Genomic DNA, 18419 nt, shown 5'->3' on the forward strand with positions numbered 1-18419 from the left:
GACGAGAGCAGGCGATGGTAGAAAGGTGTTCAAGAATAAACTAAAGAACATGACCCAATGCACCCTAATTCTATTTTGCAGCATTTTGGGAAAGTATCCGGATAAATATCTCCCGATACTCCCCAGCTTGATTTTCCAATCTGTCTGCTGTTACTGGTAGAGGGAAGAGACCCCCCAAGAAGTCTAACTTAACTGGGCGGTTTCCCGTTATCAGAGGATTCAGACGATGAACTCATTAATGGGTCACAGGTCCCGCCTACCTGTTTATTTTTATCAAACCCCGGAATGGGCGACGGCAGAACTCTTACAACGGTTGCCTTTAGAACGAGGGGATCTGATTTTAGACCCGGCGTGTGGCGAACAATCTATTGCTAAGGTTGTTAAAGATTTTTCCAACCAAATTTACATTTTTACCAACGATGTCAATGGCGATCGCCCGGCGGATTTTCACTTCGATATGACCCGACGGGAATCTTGGCAGGCGATCGAGTTATGCACCGGGGGATTCGATTGGGTGATCGGTCATCCTCCCTTCTGGGGTGATTCCTCTGACGGCAAAAAAATCGGTAAGCCAATCGTACATCGTTTTTTAGAAATCGGCTACCAATTTGCTAAAAAAGGAGTGGTTTTTTTACTGAAAAAATCATTTACCGAACCCGTCGGTTATCGGCGATCTTGGCTCCAGGCTTATCGTCAGGAACAGTTCCTCGAACTGCGCTTGGAACCGATTAGTTTTAATTGCACCTGCCGACCCGATGGCGTCGCTTGCGATTGGTATGGCTGGAAACACGGCCATACAGGCGGTTTAGTGCCGGAATACGTCTGGATGCTCGGGTGAATGCCGATTCTGGGGAACTTATTCCCGCCCGGATCCGTCTACTGTCGATCGCCCGCATCCGAGGTTTACCGGGCGAACTGTCGTCAACTTACCGATTTGCGATCGTGCTACCTTTCCTTTATATAAGATTTGTCTATAACTTCCGTCTCATTCTGCGCCTGTGTCAAGCCCTCGAAAGCGGTTGGCTTGCCCTCCAAGTGAAAAGATAGGCTCCGGAGACCCCCGAGACTGCACCTCCCCCGAAATCGCCCGCCATCGGACGGTTTCTCGATTGTCGTGGCGCCCGTCGGGCAAAAAAGTAAGGCCGTCGAGATCGCTCAAACGCCATTTGAGGGTTATCTTTAAAGGGAATATTTTCTGAATGCTTGTTGCTTGCGGCCATGACAGAATCCAAACTCCCGACTTCCATCTCGATGTTGGCCAAGGATACCTTAATTAAATTACCGACCCACAAGTTCTACCGACAAACCTTTATGTTTGACGAAATGTTATCGATCGCCCTGTGGTCGGTGACTCGTATTTCTTACGACGTTAAATGTTTGGTCGATGGAACCCGAGGTCGCGCCATTGCGCCGAATGGGGGATGGGAAATGGGAACCGTGCGTCTGTTAGCCCTGTTGAATCTCAAAGTTAGAGCTGAAGAAACCCACTTACAGCTCGATTGTCTCACTCGCGATAGCCCCCGGGCGATTTTGCCCAATACGGCGGTCATTCAATGCGATAATAACCAAGTCTGTCGCGAACCCCGACAAGTCGGCGAACTGGTCAAGGAACTCAAGGAAGAGTTGCAAACTGCTTGTGCGGAAATGACCGATTTTTTAGTGCCGACTCGCTTGGGATTTCCGACGATCGAATTTTTGGAACCCGGACAACAGTGGCGTTATGCCGAGTTACGAGTCGATTTAGAAATGAGTTTTGTTTCCGATTACGGCCAAAGCGATAACGGACAACCGAACAGCGATCGCCACCTGGCCCAACCCCTTTCTCCCCTGGGAGACCGACCCTCATCGGGATTTTAACCGGGTTGCGCGATCGCCTGCCAATTGTATATAAAATTTTAACAAATCCTCGAATCGAGCTGTGCGATCGCTTTGGTGTGGAGACATGCGATCGCGGTCGTTCCCCTTTCCGCTTAAATCTCCAACTCAGACATTGAGCGATTCTTGTCGTTGTAACGGCATATCGAGATGACGGGGAGCTTCCCGTTGAATTTGGCCGTTGTTGACAGCATCGCAAAGCCGTTGAAGGGCGTCCAAATCCTTAGCGCGATAGCCCTTCATCGCGAGAACTTGGCGAATCAACCCCTCGGATTCCACACTCAAACAGCGATTTTGAAATGCAGATTTGACCAGAGCCTCGATCATAATAACGCAAATCTCCCTGAGTTATAGAGCGCCTTATTAATACTATGAGCCATCTTTATTCGCAAGAGGTCGATCGAGATCCGAGCAATTGGCGATCGTAATCACATTTCTAGGTGTTCGAGATCGCTGACAGCCTTTTTACGATTGCCGCGATCGCCAACGGTAGCGCTTCCAACGCGCCGCAGGACGTTCCACCAAATAGAAAGTCACGATCGCCACGACCGTAGAAAGTAAGAAGGTAGCGATCAGTTTTCTAGTAAAAGATTCGAGGGGAAGATCGGCAGTAAAAATCGGCGCAATTTGACCTAAAATCGGCCAATGCCACACGTAAATCCCGTAAGATAAATGACCGAACACCTCAATAATGCGTAACGGATTATTGAGGCAAGTTTGCACGCTTAATTGAGAAGACTTTGGCAGACGATCGCCTGCTTTTGTAGGAGGATCGAACTCGACGATCGCGATAAAAATAGCAGTAGCGATCGCCGTCATTAGAGGAAATAGAAAAAAGGCGATCGCCGTTTGAATTCCCCCCGGGTGACCGGGTAAATTTCGCAATTCTCCATAGTAAATGTGAAAACTCGTCCACAAATACAACAGCGCGATCGGGGCGATCGCGATCGGAGACTGCCACGACTTCCAAAAATTGCGTTTAAGCGTCCACGACTCCCAACCGAGGCGCACGCGATCGCAGCGCAGAAGTGGATTCACTAAAAATCCCAACAGAAAAACATCTAAATTTGCAATTAAAGGCGTATACCAATAGGCAATCAGATTCATTTTTAAAGGCGTTATCCAAATCACCCAGCGATAAATCGAGACGAAAACCACAACGGCGATCGCCGCGATCGTAATCTCGTGCAGTCGCCGTAATCGTGGCTGGAGTAACGCAAAAATAAACGGTACGACTAGATAAAATTGAACCTCCGTGGAAAGCGTCCATAACGGCGCATTAAACAGTAACGGTAAAGAGTGATTGTAAGTAAACGTTAAAAGGCGCAATAAATATCCCCAATTTTCGATCGCCAAACTTTGGGAATAGACAAAAATCGCCAAAAAAAAGATAGCAAAATAATAAAGTGGTGCAATTCTTAACAGTCGATTGCGATAAAACTCCAGAATTGAACGATAATTCAGCAAATAGCGACCCGTATAAAAAGCTTTGCCCATCAAATAACCGGACAAGACAAAGAACATCCGAACCGCAATCCCGCCCCCTGCAAAAAATAGCCAACTGAAATCGTAACCCAACACCCAGAAAAACTCTCGCGGCGGCTGACAGTGGGCCACCAGTACCATCAAACAGCCGATCGCCCGCAGGGATAAAAGTGCATCTAAACCATGAGAACCCGTATGTTGAGAAGCACCCGCCGAATCTTTCAAAGCCATTCGCTACAATTGAAGGACAAAGGCTTAATATATCATAAGGGTTCCATTAAAATTGGCAGCAATGCAAGCAGAATATCACCAGCGCAGACAAAGATTGATGGAAAAAATCGGTTCCGGAACCGCCATTTTCCGCAGCGCCCCCCTCGCCGTCATGCACAACGATGTCGAGTATGCTTTTCGTCAAGACAGTGATTTTTTCTACTTGACTGGATTTAACGAACCGGAGGCGATCGCCGTTTTTGCGCCCCATCACGAACAACACCAGTTTATTTTATTCGTTCGACCAAAAGAACCGGATAAAGAAGTCTGGACAGGGATTCGTGCGGGGGTGGAATTGGCGAAAGAGAAATATGGCGCCGATGAAGCCTATTCCATTGATGAACTAGATGAAAAGTTGCCCCAATATTTGCAAAATGCCGATCGCATTTACTATCGATTTGGACGCGATCGTGACTTCGATTTAAAAATTCTGCAATATTGGCAACATTTGATGCGATTTTACCCCCGACGGGGTACCGGACCGATCGCCATTCAAGATGCGGGAACCGTCGTCCATCCCATGCGTTTAGTCAAAAGTCCCGCCGAAGTAGACCAGATGCGAAAAGCGGCAGAAATTTCGGTAAAAGCGCACAACGTCGCCCGAGAAATGGCTCAACCCGGACGCTACGAATACGAAATTCAAGCCGAAATCGAGCATATTTTTCGCCTCAATGGCGCGAATGGGTTTGCCTATCCTTCGATTGTCGCTTCCGGTCCGAATAGCTGCATTCTACACTACATTGAAAATAGCCGCCAACTCGAAGACGGCGATGTCTTGTTGATCGATGCCGGATGTTCTTACGGCTATTATAATGCCGATATTACCCGGACTTTCCCGGTAAACGGTACATTTAGTGACGAACAAAAGGCGATCTACGACATCGTTTTAGAGGCACAAAAACAGGCGATCGCCGCCGTACAACCCGGCAATTCTTATAACGAACATCACGATCGCGCCGTCCGGGTAATCGTCGAAGGGTTGCTCGATCTCGGCTTATTGATTGGCGAGATCGACGAACTGATTAAAGAACAGAAATATAAACCCTTTTACATGCACCGGACGGGTCACTGGTTGGGGCTTGACGTTCACGATGTCGGCGTTTACCAATATGGCGAAGATCCCCATATTTTAGAAGCTGGAAATGTGTTGACCGTCGAACCGGGAATTTATATCGGCCCGGACATTAAACCCGCCGAAGGACAACCGGAAATCCCCGATCGCTGGCGCGGAATTGGGGTGCGAATTGAAGACGATGTTTTAGTCACCGAAAACGGTCACGAAATTCTCACCACAGGCGTCCCGAAATAACCTAAGTAGGGTGGGCATTGCCCACCTTACTACCTTATTTACCACCTTACTTAAGGTTTAAAATCCATTCCAAACGGTCTTGAGAAGCTTGTAACGCCTTTCTCGGATTTTTTCCCAATAACGTCGCTTCGATCGCCCGTCCCAGACTTTCAGAGATCCTCGGATATCCAGTTACCAAAGGACGCGATCGCGCCCACTGCATTTGTTCTAAAAAGACTTGTAAAACCGGATTTTCAGCAACAAATTGACGATAAGTTTCGCTGTTTTGAGCTTTTAGATTAATCGGTAAATATCCCGTATCTAACGCCCACTGAATTTGAAACTCTTCACCCATTATATAGTCTAAAAATTCTAAAGCGGCTCGTTCAGTAACTGTATTTCCAGTCTTCATCAAAAATAAATTTTCGCCCCCTAAAACTGTCCCGTGTCGTTTCCCTTCCGGAATCGGGAACACATCAAAATCGACCCCAGTTTCTTGTAAATACCCTAACGTCCACGGTCCGGTTAATTGCATCGCTACTTTTCCCGACAGTAACGGATCGTTCTCATAACCGCGTTCCGGTTGGGAATTCATGGCTATTCTTTCTTTTAATAAATTTTGCCATAATTCGAGGGCGGCGATCGCCCCATCATTAACTAAATTTGGTTCGCCTTTCTCGACTAAATCGCCCCCTCCACTGTAGAGAAAAGGTAACCAAGTAAACACCGTCCATTCCCCTTTTCCTAAAGGGAGTAACATCCCATATTTATCCGGTTCTCCATCCCCATTTTCATCCCGGGTTAATTGACGACAAACTTCGCGCAAATCGTCCCACGTTTGAGGAATTTCTGTAATTCCCGCCGCTTCAAACAAACTGGGACGGTAAAAAATGCCTACATTATTGGTCGCCATGGGAATCGACCATAAATGACCGTCGAGTTCCATGGTCTCGAACATGACGGGATTAATGTCTGCTTTGTGGGGATTTGTTTCCAGCCAGGTTTCTAAGGGATGAATGGCACCTAATTCTACTAATTGTCCCGTTAACATGGGCGAAAACCATAATAAATCGGGAACGGTATTGCCAACAATGGCTGTTAATAGTTTTGGCAGTTGTTGGTCGGCTTGACCGACATAAAGGGCTTCAACTTCGATGTTGGGATGAGCTTGGTTAAAGCGATCGACTAATGTTTGAAAAACTTCTCGGTTGGGTGGCGGATTGATCCCATGCCATACGGTTAAATGAATATAATTTTGAGTAATTTTAGATGAATTTTGGCAGCCGTTTAGTAAAAGAAGGGTACACAGGAGGACGATCGTTATGCCAAAAGATGTTTTTTTAAGCTTAGTAAGTAATTCTGAAATATGGTAGTTCAGGTGGGGAATGTCCACCCTACTTTTTGTGCTTTTTTTGCTCTTTCGTCGGTCGGTGAATGCGATCGCCATTAGTTTTACAGGGATAATTTGGCCAATCCTAGATAGCGAATTCCGTCGGGACCGATCTCAAAACGACAGGGTAAAATTTCCAAACCTTGCGCCATGGTTTCGCGCAGGAGTTTTCCGTATTTCGGATCGGCAGCATCTCCCGGGCCGAAGGTGTCGCAATCGGAACGATTGATAAAAAATAAATTGACCGATCGCGCGCCCAAATCGGCAATGGTATCGACTAATTCTTGTAAATGTTTCTGTCCCCGGGTCGTGACCGTATCGGGAAAGCGGGCAATCTTTCCATCGGCCCAGGTGACATTTTTCACTTCTAAATAAATCGGCGGTTTGTCCGGATTGCCGCTTAACAAAAAATCGACTCGACTTTTGCGATCGCGCCCGTAAACGACCTCGGGTTTAATCTCGGGATAATCGCTTAATTCGGGGATTGCTTTGGCTTCTAAGGCTAATTTAACGATTTTATTGGGCAAACTGGTATTGACTCCGACCCAAGTCGGTTCGTTATCTTCGACGCGGACTAATTCTAAACTGTAAGCTAATTTGCGTTTGGGATTATCGCTGCGCGATACCATGACTTGATAACCCGGTTCGGCTAACCCCAACATTTTGCCGGGATTGGCACAATGGGCGGTAATGGTTTCTCCAGTTTCTAATTCGATATCGGCTAAAAAGCGTTTGTAACGTTTGAGCAGAATTCCAGAGGTTAAATTGGGGTATTGATAGATGAGACGATCGCGCATTTGGATAGAAATTGATAGAAAAATTATTATAAAACAGATTCAGGGGTGAATGAAATAGCAAGGGCGATCGCGGTCGTTGAAAACTAGATAAATGAGCGAACCGAGGCGATCGCCCCGGCTAAAACGGCCTTCTCCGGGGAAAATTCACCGGATTCAAATCGAAAAGTATTCGGATTTTGCCAATTCGGGGTTAAATAAAGTGATGCCCTGTACCTCTTAACTCTTCGTGTCCGAACAGAAGAAAGCCAAACGGTCTCTCGCTGGCATTGCCGGGATTGTGGCAGTTGCCACCTTAATTAGTAAAGTTTTTGGATTAGTTCGCCAACAGGCGATCGCGGCGGCGTTCGGCGTCGGTCCGGCGTTCGACGCTTACAACTACGCTTACGTGATTCCGGGCTTTTTGCTGATTTTACTCGGCGGAATTAACGGCCCGTTTCACAGCGCGATCGTCAGCGTCCTCTCCAAGCGCAAACAAGAGGAAGCGGCCCCCCTCGTCGAAACCATCACCACCTTAGTCGGCGGGTTGCTGCTGTTGGTCACGATCCTGCTAGTAATTTTTGCGGACCCTCTCGTGGGATTGGTCGCCCCCGGACTCAACGTAACGGCGGCCCAGGCGGCGGCCCAAGGGATGACCGGGGACGAGTTTCAAACCTTGCAACTGACCCACGAAATTGCCGTGCGCCAATTCCGGATTATGGCGCCGATGGCGGTGTTGGCGGGGTTAATCGGGATCGGTTTTGGAACCTTGAATGCGGCGGACCAATATTGGTTGCCGTCGATCAGTCCCTTATTTTCTAGTGTGGCGCTGATTGGCGGGTTGGGGGCCCTGGCGGTCTATCTCGGTAGCGATATTACCTTGCCGAAATATGCCTTACTCGGCGGGATGGTTCTCGCTTGGGGGACGTTGGCGGGGGCGATTTTGCAATGGTTGGTGCAAGTGGTGGCCCAATGGCGGGCGGGATTGGGACGGTTGCGATTGCGCTTCGAGTTCAACCGTCCGGGAGTTGGCGACGTCATGAAGGTGATGGGTCCGGCGACCCTGTCTTCGGGAATGTTGCAAATTAACGTCTATACCGATTTGTTTTTCGCGTCTTATATTCCCCAAGCGGCGGCGGCGTTGGGATATGCGGGATTGCTGGTGCAAACGCCGTTAGGGATTATCTCGAATATGCTGTTAGTGCCGTTGTTGCCCGTGTTTTCGCGGTTGGCGGACCCGCAGAATTGGCCGGAGTTGAAAGGTCGCATCCGTCAGGGGTTGATTTTGACGGCATTGACGATGTTGCCGTTGGGGGCGCTGACGATTACTCTGGCAGTGGCGATCGTGCGGGTAGTGTACGAACGCGGGGCTTTCGATCCGGCGGCGTCGGAGTTTGTAGCGCCGATGCTGGTGGCTTACGGGATCGGGATGTTTGTTTATTTGGGCCGGGACGTGTTGGTGCGGGTCTTTTACGCCCTCGGCGATGGCGAAACCCCGTTTCGGGTGAGTATTGTCAATATTTTTCTCAATGCCTTGTTTGATTTTTTGATGGTCAACCAGTTCGGCGCGCCGGGTTTGGTGTTGGCGACGGTGGCGGTCAATATTATTTCGATGGTGGCGTTGTTGGTGTTGCTCGATCGCAAAATCAATGGGTTGCCGTTGTGGGAATGGACCGGGCCGATCGTACTACTGACGGGGGCTAGCGCGATCGCCGGATTCGTGAGTTTCGGGGTTCTGCGGGTTTGCGAACATTATCTGGGCACTCGGGGATTGTTGGTGCAATTGGTCGATCTGACGGTTTCGGGAACGGTCGGACTCGGCGTTTTTGCGTTATTGGCAATGCAGTTAAAACTACCGGAGATCGATATTTTTGTCGATCGCCTGCGCCAGCGTTTCTTGAGGAGGTCTTAGAAACGGGTTACATGTAGGGGTTTGGTCGCCAAACCCTAGAGCAGTAGGGGTTTGGCAACCAAACCCCTACGTATTCGATCGACCGTCTCTGAGGAGTTTAGAGTTTAGATCGAGGGCGGATTCGATACCCACCCTCGGGGATTTCCCCTCAATCTGCGGTCATGATGTCATCTTTTGGGGAAACCAATTTCAGCAATTTTTGCTTGATTTGGATATCGAAGACTTCCCATTTCATCTTGGCGTATTCTTTGCTTTCATTCGTTCCCGAGAGAAACCCCATCGGGATCTCGAAACCGCCTGCTTGCGATCGCCCGCCGCCGAAAAAGCGCCCGTGACTGTCTTGTCCGAAAGCTTCTTTGAGAAATTCGTCCGGGTCTAAGGTTAACTTATTGGTTCTCAACGACCCGGTGACCAATTCGATATCTTCGTCTTCGTCGTGAACGATCCCGTAGACCACGGCGGTATGTACGTTTTCTTCGGTGACCAGAAAGTCCGCCGCTTGCGGGATGGCGTCGCGATCGTCGTAACGCAAGTATCCCACTCCGGCAATACAAAAACTATTTTGGACGATCCGATTTTTCAGCGATCGCTCGATCACATCCATCACTCGTTTGGAACGGGAAGCTTGCAACACTGAGGTAATCAGTTGGGGGTCGTAATAGCGACTGAGAAACGCGGCGGCTAAAAAATCTTCTTCTTGCGCCTGTCGCAACTGGGCCGTATCGGCGCGCAACCCGTGCATCAGGGCCGTGGCGCACTTGACGTGATCGGTGTTGTTCGTATCCAGGGTGAGTAAATTGGCTTGCAGGTACTGGCTCAAAATCGTGGCCGTGGCGCGGATGTGGGGTCGAATATCGGCAAATTCGGCGTTTAACTCTTCTTGTAAGCTGTGGTGGTCGATAATGACCACGATCGGCATATCACTGGCTTTGACCAAGGCGGTCAGTTGGCTGGTCGTTCCTTGGTTGTCAATGAGAACGCAGCCGTGATATTCCGATAAATCTTTAGTTTTGGCGATGTCTACGGGCCAGCGTTGCACGGGTAACCCGGCTAATTTGACCAGGGCGATGTTTTCTTGATGACTCAAGGCCCCGGCGTAGATAATCTCGCATTCGATGTCATATTGGGCGGCAATCAGTTTGTACGCCCAAGCGCAGGACATGGCATCGGGGTCGGGAAAATCTTGCAAGATGACCAATTGGCGATCGCCCCGATGGCGTTCCAAGACCTGCTGTAATTGTTTTGCTTTTTCGGAGATCTCTGGAGAGAGCCAAAGCTGGGCAACCTGAGCGGGTGGGGTCGCCGTTTCTTCATCGATAGGCACCGGACTTTGACGATCGTTAGATTCTCCCACGGATTTATTCACCATGACATCGAGGCTTCAAGTGGACAGGGGTGTGGGGAGCGAACCATTGTTGCACGAGACTGAAGATGATAGCGACCCGGGACGATCGCGCCCAACTGACGAACTCTTGAGGCGATCGCCCGACAACTAACAGCCACAACGAACCACAATATCCCTATTTTAGGGGGAAACTTTTCCACATCGACAAAATAGGCGCGATCGCCCCTGGGGTTGGAAACCCTGAAGGTTCCTCTGCCAGCGTTGACCTCGAAGGGGGGCGATCGCGCGATCGATGGGTCGAGAACAGGTCAAGAAATTTTAACTTGGAAACCGTCAACCTGGAAAAAACCCCCTGAAGTTGACTTCACTCCAGGGGGTTCAGGCGCCAATGACATATTTTTGCCATTCTTGGTGCATTCCAGTTTTGAGATGTTTGGTTATCTCGAAGTACAAACTGCTGTATGGTTTGCGCGGGTTCTTTAACAAGGGCATTTTACTTTCGTCCGGGGTGCGATTGCCTTTTTTGACGTTGCAACGAACGCAAGCGGTGACCAGGTTTTCCCAGGTGTCTCCACCGCCGCGCGATCGCGGGATGACGTGATCGAGGGTTAATTCGTCGCCGAGATAGCCGCAATACTGACAACAGTGACTGTCTCGATGCAGGATATTCCGGCGGGTAAGCGGAATTTCTTTATAAGGCACTCGCACGTAATGCCGAAGTCGGATCACGGTCGGGAGGGGAAAGTCGGAATAAATCAACTTACCGTTATGCTCGACTTCCACTGCTTTGCCTTTGAGTAATAAGACGATCGCCCGCCTCCAGCTCGTGATATTGAGCGGTTCGTAGGAGGCGTTCAGGACTAGAACCTTGGCCATTGATGTTATCTAAAAGCAGAAGAATATTTTCACTGAATGGTAACACAGCTTTTCTATCTGGGGCGCGGGCTTGGCTCAAAACTTTACCCCGACGATTTTACCGGGTTTGACCCTTGGCGAAGAGTCGCTTTTTTCCCCAATAACAAGTAAGTCATCATTTCACCTTTCCCTTTGACTTCAATCCTCCCACGGGGACGAAACTCGAAGCGATCGCGCAATTTTTCATAAGTCACTTCACTCACGTGAATATGACCGCTTTTTCCGTGGGATTCCATGCGACTCGCGGTGTTGACTGTATCGCCCCATAAATCGTAACTGAATTTTTTGACGCCAATGACTCCCGCCACGACCGGACCGCTATGAATTCCGATTCGCATCGCCAGGGAATAGGCTTTTTCTGTAGCAATGCGATCGAGTTCGGCTTGCATTTCTAGGGCCATCTGGGCGATCGCTCCCGCACAATCGGGATTCGGCATCGGCAACCCACTGACGACCATATACGCATCGCCAATGGTTTTAATTTTCTCTAATTGATAGCGTTCGGTGAGGCGATCGAATGCGGAAAAGATTTCGTTGAGTAATTCGACTAATTCTCCCGGAGACATTTGGCTCGCCAAGGGCGTAAATCCGACAATATCGGCAAATAAAACGGTGATATCGTTAAAACTTTCGGCGATCGGCGAAACTCCTTTTTGCAATTGTTCGGCGATCGGCGCCGGGAGAATATTTAATAAGAGCTTTTCGGAGCGATCGCGCGATGATTTAACTTCGTCAAACAAGAGGTTTAATTGTCTTTTCTGATCTTTCAGTTCGGCGACATTTTCGGCGATTTGTCGGGTCATGCAATTAAACGCTTCCATTGCTTCTCCGAGTTCGTCCCGACGGGCGATTTCGATCAGGTGGCGATCGAGGTCTTTTTCATTTTCAACTTGAGTATTGGCGACGGCTAATAAAGATCGGTGCAGTTTTAAAATCGGTAAAATAACAGTTTTTCCTAATGCGAGCATCGTCGCTAACGTCACGAAAATACAAATGAAAATCACCAGCAACACGATCCGACCGATAAAGGCTTTGACCTCCCAGCGCACGTGAGAAGCATCGAGGCGCGCGACAATCAAATATTCCCGGTTATTTTGTAATACAGTTTTCATGACATCGTAACGATCGCCGTCGGGCGATCGCCGGGCGATCGTGCCATTTTTAAAATCTTCAAAGGTTAAGGCGGGCGCTTCGTCAAAGATCGTAATCCGTTCCCCATTATCTCGATAAACCGCTACCCCTTTCAAGCGAGAATCGGGCATCAATTGTTTGGCAACGCGATCGATTTTTTCCGCCGTAATCGTTTCGCCACACAAGCGTAGTAAGGGGGCGATCGTGGTCAGTCCGACATCTTCCAAGCGATCTAAAATTTCTTGTTGGCGGCGATAAGCCGAAGGTAATAAAATGATAGCTTCGACGATGACAATACTGATAAAAACCCACAGGGCAATTCGTCGAGAAAGGCGGGCTTTGAGCAAGGTTGCAAGCTGGAGCGATCGCGATCGGTCGATCGATAACGAGCCTAACCAATTCATAAGTTGAAACCTGGAAGACGGCGAACGGAGTTGAAAAGGGATCGAAATCAAAGGGTTTTCAGTCGATCTCCCAAAACTTATTAAACTTAAAACAAGCAAGTTACAGAATAATCTTTTGGAGAAGAACTTTTTAAATCGGCGATCGCCATGATAGAAATCGCCATTTCTAATTCTAGCTTTCAAAATTGAAGGCTTCCCGAGCATGGCTTGAATCGGCGAAAATTGAGACGTCCCGATAGAGGGAGGCTACGCCCGCTCGATGCGCCCCAATGGCGAGGAGAGAATCCCAATAGCTCATTCTTCCCCCGGTCTATCCGGAATCCGCTCAATGCAGATAGTGTTTAATGGTGTGAACTGATTGAGGAGTGAGTGCAAATGCTCAGTTGGGAGGAGACGCCGAGTATTTCATCGATGCGCTGGGAACGGGCGTGGGTAGAAGTGAATTTATCGGCGATCGCCCACAATGTTCGGCAAATCCGCACCTTATTACCCCCGCACACCGAACTGATGGCGGTGATTAAAGCAGACGCTTACGGTCACGGCGCGGTTTCCGTAGCGCGAACGGTATTGAAAGCGGGGGCCAGTCGTCTCGGGGTCGCCACGATCCCCGAAGGGATCGAACTGCGCGAAGCCGGGATTCGAGCGCCAATTTTGGTCTTGGGGGCGACCTACACCCCGGAACAACTGCAGGCGATGAGTCGCTGGCAGTTAGAACCCACCTTATGTTCGCCGAAACAGGCTTTAGTCTTTGCCGAAAGTTGCCGCGATCGCCCGATTCCGGTGCATTTAAAACTCGATACCGGAATGTCCCGTCTCGGCGTCCCCTGGCAGGAAGCCGCCCAATTTGTCGAGTTAGTGCGCGGCTTGCCTCACTTGAAAATTGCCAGTATTTACTCTCACTTCGCCACGGCAGACCGTCCCGATCGCGGGGTGATGGACTTGCAACACGGGCGTTTCCGAAAGGCGATCGCCCAAATTCGCGAACTCGGTCTCGAATTGCCGCCCCTGCATTTAGCCAACTCTGCCGCCACGTTGAGCGATCGCGCCACTCACTACGACCTGGTGCGCGTCGGTCTGGCGATTTACGGTTTGTATCCCGCCCCCCATTTAAACGGCGCGATCGCCCTCCAAACCGCCTTACAAGTCAAAGCGCGCGTCACTCAAGTGAAAACCGTAGCCGCCGGAACTGGAGTCAGCTACGGTCATCGTTTCGTCACCGACCGCGAAACCCGCCTCGCCGTCGTCGGGATCGGCTACGCCGACGGGGTACCGCGCCCACTCTCCGACCGGATGCAGGTTTTAATTCGCGGTTGTCGGGTGCCGCAAGTCGGCGCGATTACGATGGATCAAATCATGCTCGACGTCACCGACATCCCCCAAGTCGAGGTCGGCGACGTGGTGACCCTCCTCGGACGCGACGGCGACGAGACGATCTCCGCCGACGACTGGGCCGCAACCCTCGGGACGATTTCCTGGGAAATTCTGTGCGGTTTCAAGCACCGTTTGCCTCGGGTGGCGATCGCCGAAGAACGGCGCACTCACGAATCGAAGCTGCGATCGTAACCAATTTTCGGGCAGAATCGCCAAAAAAATAACCCGCACGGGCGGGTTAATGCGATCGCTGAAATGCTCGAAGGGTTACAAGGCTTTAGGCGCTCGCTTTCAGGGGCACCGGGGCGGTTTTCTCCGCCAGGACGCGGCTGTAAAGGTCGCTCAACTGGCTCGCTACCCCGTCCCAGCTAAATTTCGCTTCTACCCGGGCGCGGGCCGCTTGACCGAGGCGATCGCGCCATTCTCGATCCCCTAAAATGCGATCGATCGCTTCGGCGAAGGCGCCGTCATCTTTCGGCGGACACAGCAGTCCGGTTTCTTCGGACTTGACCGTAAACTGCAAGCCGCCGACGTCGCTGGCAATGACTGGAGTCCCACTCGCCATCGCTTCGATCGCCACTAAGCCAAACGGTTCGTAATGACTGGGAACGACGGAAACATCGGCAGCCGCATAGTAGACCGGAAGCAGTTCGTCAGAAATTCGTCCGGGGAAGGTCGTTATCTCGCTCAATCCCAATTCGTTGACGATCCCTTCGATGCGATCGCGCTCGATCCCGTCGCTGCGTCCGGGACGCGAACCGCCACCGATAATTAACTGTAAATTACCTTGGGCGCGGATTTGGGTTTGGGCGATCGCCCGCACTAAGGTTTCGATCCCTTTGCGGCGATCGAACCGTCCGATATAAAAGGCAATGTTTCGATCTTGTTCCAACCCCAATTGCCCTCGCGCTTCGGCTTTGGACATCGCCCGGAAGCGGCGAATATCCGTACCGCAGGGAATGATTTCAATGGTTCCTCGTTCGGAAACCAGCGATCGCATGTGTTCGCGTTCTTGCGGACTGGTCGCTACAATACATTCCGCCGTTTCCAAACAGGTTTTTTCTACATTTAAGCGCGTCGTGGCGATCGCCGGAATCGCTTCGACGGCTTGATATTTGACCGCGCCTAAAGAATGGTACGTATGCAGTTGTACTAAGGGTTGGTATTTTTTTAATTCCATCCCCACCCAGGCAGACAGCCAGTAATTGGTATGGATTACGGGGTAATGAATGCCTTCGCGTTCTTGAAATTTAAGGAACTCGTTAACAAAGGTCGGTAAATAATCAAAAATGTCATTTCTAGGGATGAACTCTTCCGGTCCGGCGACTAAACGAATCGTGCGACAATTCGGAGTATGTTCGACGATTTCGCGATCGTCGCGATGGGATTTGCGGGTAAATAGATCGACCGTCCAGCCCCGTTTGGCTAAGGCTTCGCCCACTTGGCGCACGTAAACATTTTGTCCCCCCGCTTCTTCTTTCCCGATCTCCACAGCCGGATCGCCATGAACCGAGATCAAAGCAATGTGTTTGCGATCTTCAGTAGCCATCTTCATTGTTTACCCAAATTCGACAAAAGTTAGGAATGAATTTTGTTTTTTAAATTCACATCCAACTCGATCGCCACCCGCGCGCACGGTTCGACTCTACTGTTTGTTAAAGCTTCAATAGAGCGCGTCGCTACGGAATGACTCCTTACCTTATTGAACTGGCATGAAAACTCAATTAATTCGAGGATCGGACGGGCGATCCCAGCGCCGTTTCTGTTAACTTCTAACCTCCTGCCTCAATCAGAAGTTTGGCTTGCCGCTCTCGATTGGATACCACTTCTTTTGTTCCTCCCTCCGGGTAATCCATTGGCGATGTTTTGCTGGTGAATGGTCTTACCGATCTCCCGTCCCGGTGTAAGCGGTTACCGTTTTTGAGGAATTGAGTATGATTTTAGTTTGGAGTAGGCTAATTTTAGCATATTTTAAGATTTCAGGGTCAAATCGGGACTGATGCCTTGAAATGCGGTCAAAAAAGGGAGTGAAAACGGGGGCGATCGCCCGGGTCAAACCCGCATCTTTTCCGATGGTTGGTGCGCTCACGGGGCGATCGCGGCGCGAGGGGAGGGGGTCGATCGCCCTCAATGTCTTATCAGGAGCGGCGATCGCCCCGTTTCCACCCGACTCGCGATCGCCGCGATCGAAAAATCTCCTCAATTCCCTGGGGGAGACATTCCCATGCTCGAAAAGATATGTTATGATGCTTACCTAGCAACCTGGAGAGGTGGCTGAGTGGTTGAAAGCGACAGATTGCTAATCTGTTTTACGGTAGGTAACTCCGTAACGAGGGTTCGAATCCCTCCCTCTCCGTTCCGATAAGAGAGCAAAAATCAATTTCCAACAAAAGGCAACAGCCAAAGTCTTTTCCGACCTTGGCTGTTTCGTCGTCGCAATAGTTTGTCAACCCCTTTAGATCTGTCGGTCGGACCGAACTAAAAGGTGTAGCCTCCACCGACTATAATGCCGAGTTCGAGTTCTTCGACATAGCCGAGATTGACGCCGACGGTCGCCGTAAAGTTGGACGTTAATGCCGTATCTAAACCGACGGTTCCGAAAGCGCCGAGAAAGTTATCGGAATTGGGAGAAAGGGCCAGTCCTCCGCCTAAATATGGGGCGATCGTGGCGCGGGCGAGCTCTTCCGTATCTTGTAAAGGAAAATCGACGGTGACGGGTAGTAAAAACATCAAGTCATCACCAAACAAGATCGCCGGACGGGCGGAAACCTGTTCGAGGAGCCCGATTTTACTGATGACGGCAAAATTACCGTTCCCCAAAGGGCTGCCCCCCTCTTCGTTAAAGCCGATATTGACGCCAATTCCGAGATAACTCGGACCGGAACGAGTGGGGCGACCGGGTTCGATCTCTCTATTTTGGGCAACATTTGGGGCGACATCTTGGGCGACGGGGGAACTTTCCGGGGTCGTGAGGGGAGACCAGGGGCGCTCGACCTGGCGCGATCGCGTGCCGGACAAGGAAGCAGAAAGCGGCTCTAACCCTCGTTCGGAAAGGGTTTCCGGTTGCGATAACACCGGGGACGAACCGAAGCCACTCCAGAGGGCGATCGCGGCGATCGCATAAAAACAACGCTGGATCCACATGAATATTAGCCTTCCTCCTACGCCATGTTTTTGATAAGCCTCGATCGCCATTGTGGCACTTTACACTTCCCCGAGGGCTTCGACGACTTGCTGCGAAATAAACGGCAAAACTGCTTCACTGCGACTTTGGGCCTTACCTTCGGTGAAAACGACCAATAAATAAGGCTGTTTGCCGTCAATTTCGATATAAGCCGCATCGTGACGGACTTGACTGGTCAATCCCGCTTTCGACCACAAGCGCGCCTGTTGGGGCAATCCGCCGCCGAGAAACCCGGTAACCTGATTTTCCGGATCGGCTTCCAACGCTTTTGCGTCGAGCGATCGCCGCATCAAGCCCATCATCCCTTGAGACCCTTCCGACGAAACCGCGACCCCGCCGACGATCGCGTGTAGCAGCCGCGCCGTGGCGTTGGTGGTCAGCATGTTGCGATTTTCCATTAATTCCCCTAAGAAAGCCCGCTCGCGCCCGTAAGCCCCATCACACCAGGTTTTTTGATTGACGTTGATGCTTTCAAACTCGGGCCAGCCGAAATTCTGTAAGTAACGGTTGACCAGGTTGCGCTGCTGTTTCCACGTTTCAAACGGTCCGGCGGGTAACTCCGGTCCGCTTGTCGTTCCGGTGAGCACGTCTACCACCAGGGACGTCGCATCGTTACTCGAATCGACGATCGTATCGCGCAAGGCCCGTTCGAGTTCCGCCGAAGGGGCGATCATCCCTTTTGCCAACCATTCGTAAGTGGCGACGAGATAAAACAGTTTGACCACACTCGCCGGATAAATGCGTTCGACGCCGCGATAGTGAAAGCCTCGGATTTCGTGTTTCCAAAACGCTTCCGGGCTGAGGGCTCCTCCGGTATTGACCGGAACCGGGTTATCGTAAACCAGCCAGGTCATGGCAATTTGGTTGCGCGCCAGATGGGAAAATTGGGTCCAAGTGGCTTCCAAGATGCGATCGCCCAAGCGTTGGAGTTGTTCGTCTTTGCGGAAAAAAGTCATCTTCTCTCGTTGAATAACTAAATATGTTGACCGAGATCGGGACAATGAGGAGCGGCCAGCAGATTGACTGGGTGCGTCGATACTCGTCAGTTGTTGTCTCGTCGCGGGTCAATCGCAAAC

17 protein-coding genes and 1 tRNA gene are annotated in these 18419 nt (G+C 50.5%); 7 read left to right on the forward strand and 11 right to left on the reverse strand.

The window, feature by feature from the left end; translation table 11 throughout:
• Positions 1 to 226: 226 nt before the first annotated feature.
• The 3 genes from JJD41_RS08225 (at position 227) to JJD41_RS08235 (ending at position 1857) form a co-directional block, all read left to right on the forward strand.
• Positions 227 to 838, forward strand: a complete 612-nt coding sequence (locus tag JJD41_RS08225; protein WP_200665499.1) for a DNA methyltransferase family protein — start codon at positions 227 to 229, stop codon at positions 836 to 838.
• Positions 835 to 1047, forward strand: a complete 213-nt coding sequence (locus JJD41_RS08230; RefSeq protein WP_200665500.1) for a hypothetical protein — start codon at positions 835 to 837, stop codon at positions 1045 to 1047. Before JJD41_RS08225 ends, JJD41_RS08230 begins: the two co-directional genes overlap by 4 nt.
• A 171-nt stretch (positions 1048 to 1218) precedes the next feature.
• Positions 1219 to 1857, forward strand: a complete 639-nt coding sequence (locus tag JJD41_RS08235; protein ID WP_200665501.1) for a hypothetical protein — start codon at positions 1219 to 1221, stop codon at positions 1855 to 1857.
• Positions 1858 to 1983: 126 nt separating this feature from the next.
• Here the strand turns inward: JJD41_RS08235 and JJD41_RS08240 are convergent, their stop codons facing one another.
• Positions 1984 to 2202 (reverse strand): hypothetical protein, encoded by a 219-nt coding sequence (locus JJD41_RS08240; protein ID WP_200665502.1) that lies wholly within the window; start codon positions 2200 to 2202, stop codon positions 1984 to 1986.
• Positions 2203 to 2340: 138 nt separating this feature from the next.
• Positions 2341 to 3591 carry an acyltransferase family protein gene (locus JJD41_RS08245; RefSeq protein ID WP_200665503.1) on the reverse strand — a complete coding sequence of 417 codons (1251 nt, stop codon included), beginning with the start codon at positions 3589 to 3591 and terminating at the stop codon, positions 2341 to 2343.
• Between the two features lie 61 nt (positions 3592 to 3652).
• Between JJD41_RS08245 and JJD41_RS08250 the strand changes: the two genes are divergently transcribed.
• Positions 3653 to 4939, forward strand: coding sequence for an aminopeptidase P N-terminal domain-containing protein (locus tag JJD41_RS08250; RefSeq protein ID WP_200665504.1), 1287 nt, complete (start codon positions 3653 to 3655; stop codon positions 4937 to 4939).
• A gap of 46 nt (positions 4940 to 4985) precedes the next feature.
• Here the strand turns inward: JJD41_RS08250 and JJD41_RS08255 are convergent, their stop codons facing one another.
• Together JJD41_RS08255 and sfsA are read right to left on the reverse strand one after the other, a co-directional pair.
• Complete coding sequence (locus JJD41_RS08255; RefSeq protein WP_370583758.1) at positions 4986 to 6311, reverse strand: ABC transporter substrate-binding protein; 1326 nt, start codon at positions 6309 to 6311, stop codon at positions 4986 to 4988.
• A gap of 59 nt (positions 6312 to 6370) precedes the next feature.
• Entirely contained in the window at positions 6371 to 7105 is a 735-nt protein-coding gene (gene sfsA, locus JJD41_RS08260) for a DNA/RNA nuclease SfsA (protein WP_200665506.1), read from the reverse strand.
• Positions 7106 to 7331: 226 nt separating this feature from the next.
• Here sfsA and murJ point away from each other — a divergent pair, with 226 nt between their 5' ends.
• Positions 7332 to 8993 carry a murein biosynthesis integral membrane protein MurJ gene (murJ, locus tag JJD41_RS08265; RefSeq protein WP_200665507.1) on the forward strand — a complete coding sequence of 554 codons (1662 nt, stop codon included), beginning with the start codon at positions 7332 to 7334 and terminating at the stop codon, positions 8991 to 8993.
• Positions 8994 to 9141: 148 nt separating this feature from the next.
• Here murJ and JJD41_RS08270 read toward each other — a convergent pair whose 3' ends face one another.
• From JJD41_RS08270 to JJD41_RS08280, 3 genes are all read right to left on the reverse strand, one after another.
• Positions 9142 to 10362, reverse strand: a complete 1221-nt coding sequence (locus JJD41_RS08270) for a DHH family phosphoesterase (protein ID WP_200665508.1) — start codon at positions 10360 to 10362, stop codon at positions 9142 to 9144.
• 354 nt (positions 10363 to 10716) lie between these two features.
• Entirely contained in the window at positions 10717 to 11214 is a 498-nt protein-coding gene (locus JJD41_RS08275; protein ID WP_168570128.1) for an HNH endonuclease, read from the reverse strand.
• 83 nt (positions 11215 to 11297) lie between these two features.
• Positions 11298 to 12788 (reverse strand): adenylate/guanylate cyclase domain-containing protein, encoded by a 1491-nt coding sequence (locus JJD41_RS08280; RefSeq protein WP_200665509.1) that lies wholly within the window; start codon positions 12786 to 12788, stop codon positions 11298 to 11300.
• Between the two features lie 375 nt (positions 12789 to 13163).
• Between JJD41_RS08280 and alr the strand changes: the two genes are divergently transcribed.
• Complete coding sequence (alr, locus tag JJD41_RS08285) at positions 13164 to 14351, forward strand: alanine racemase (protein ID WP_200665510.1); 1188 nt, start codon at positions 13164 to 13166, stop codon at positions 14349 to 14351.
• Positions 14352 to 14436: 85 nt separating this feature from the next.
• Here the strand turns inward: alr and JJD41_RS08290 are convergent, their stop codons facing one another.
• Positions 14437 to 15708 carry a glycosyltransferase family 4 protein gene (locus JJD41_RS08290; RefSeq protein ID WP_200665511.1) on the reverse strand — a complete coding sequence of 424 codons (1272 nt, stop codon included), beginning with the start codon at positions 15706 to 15708 and terminating at the stop codon, positions 14437 to 14439.
• A 333-nt stretch (positions 15709 to 16041) separates the two neighbouring features.
• Positions 16042 to 16362, reverse strand: coding sequence for a hypothetical protein (locus JJD41_RS08295; RefSeq protein WP_200665512.1), 321 nt, complete (start codon positions 16360 to 16362; stop codon positions 16042 to 16044).
• 61 nt (positions 16363 to 16423) lie between these two features.
• Here JJD41_RS08295 and JJD41_RS08300 point away from each other — a divergent pair.
• Positions 16424 to 16515: transfer RNA gene (locus JJD41_RS08300), tRNA-Ser, on the forward strand.
• 122 nt (positions 16516 to 16637) lie between these two features.
• Here JJD41_RS08300 and JJD41_RS08305 read toward each other — a convergent pair.
• A complete protein-coding gene (locus JJD41_RS08305; protein WP_200665513.1) occupies positions 16638 to 17303 on the reverse strand; it encodes a hypothetical protein in 666 nt (221 codons plus the stop codon).
• Between the two features lie 60 nt (positions 17304 to 17363).
• Entirely contained in the window at positions 17364 to 18299 is a 936-nt protein-coding gene (locus JJD41_RS08310; RefSeq protein ID WP_200665514.1) for a serine hydrolase, read from the reverse strand.
• Between the last annotated feature and the right edge of the window lie 120 nt (positions 18300 to 18419).

It is taken from the genome of Oxynema mangrovii CENA135, assembly GCF_016632315.1.
In the GTDB taxonomy this organism is placed as follows: domain Bacteria; phylum Cyanobacteriota; class Cyanobacteriia; order Cyanobacteriales; family Laspinemataceae; genus Oxynema; species Oxynema aestuarii.

Coding starts and splice junctions, on each gene's coding strand:
- JJD41_RS08225 (WP_200665499.1), top strand. CDS start 227: ATGAACTCATTAATGGGTCACAGGTCCCGCCTACCTGTTTATTTTTAT.
- JJD41_RS08235 (WP_200665501.1), top strand. CDS start 1,219: ATGACAGAATCCAAACTCCCGACTTCCATCTCGATGTTGGCCAAGGAT.
- JJD41_RS08240 (WP_200665502.1), bottom strand. CDS start 2,202: ATGATCGAGGCTCTGGTCAAATCTGCATTTCAAAATCGCTGTTTGAGT.
- JJD41_RS08245 (WP_200665503.1), bottom strand. CDS start 3,591: ATGGCTTTGAAAGATTCGGCGGGTGCTTCTCAACATACGGGTTCTCAT.
- JJD41_RS08250 (WP_200665504.1), top strand. CDS start 3,653: ATGCAAGCAGAATATCACCAGCGCAGACAAAGATTGATGGAAAAAATC.
- sfsA (WP_200665506.1), bottom strand. CDS start 7,105: ATGCGCGATCGTCTCATCTATCAATACCCCAATTTAACCTCTGGAATT.
- JJD41_RS08270 (WP_200665508.1), bottom strand. CDS start 10,362: ATGGTGAATAAATCCGTGGGAGAATCTAACGATCGTCAAAGTCCGGTG.
- JJD41_RS08275 (WP_168570128.1), bottom strand. CDS start 11,214: ATGGCCAAGGTTCTAGTCCTGAACGCCTCCTACGAACCGCTCAATATC.
- JJD41_RS08280 (WP_200665509.1), bottom strand. CDS start 12,788: ATGAATTGGTTAGGCTCGTTATCGATCGACCGATCGCGATCGCTCCAG.
- alr (WP_200665510.1), top strand. CDS start 13,164: ATGCTCAGTTGGGAGGAGACGCCGAGTATTTCATCGATGCGCTGGGAA.
- JJD41_RS08290 (WP_200665511.1), bottom strand. CDS start 15,708: ATGGCTACTGAAGATCGCAAACACATTGCTTTGATCTCGGTTCATGGC.
- JJD41_RS08305 (WP_200665513.1), bottom strand. CDS start 17,303: ATGTGGATCCAGCGTTGTTTTTATGCGATCGCCGCGATCGCCCTCTGG.
- JJD41_RS08310 (WP_200665514.1), bottom strand. CDS start 18,299: ATGACTTTTTTCCGCAAAGACGAACAACTCCAACGCTTGGGCGATCGC.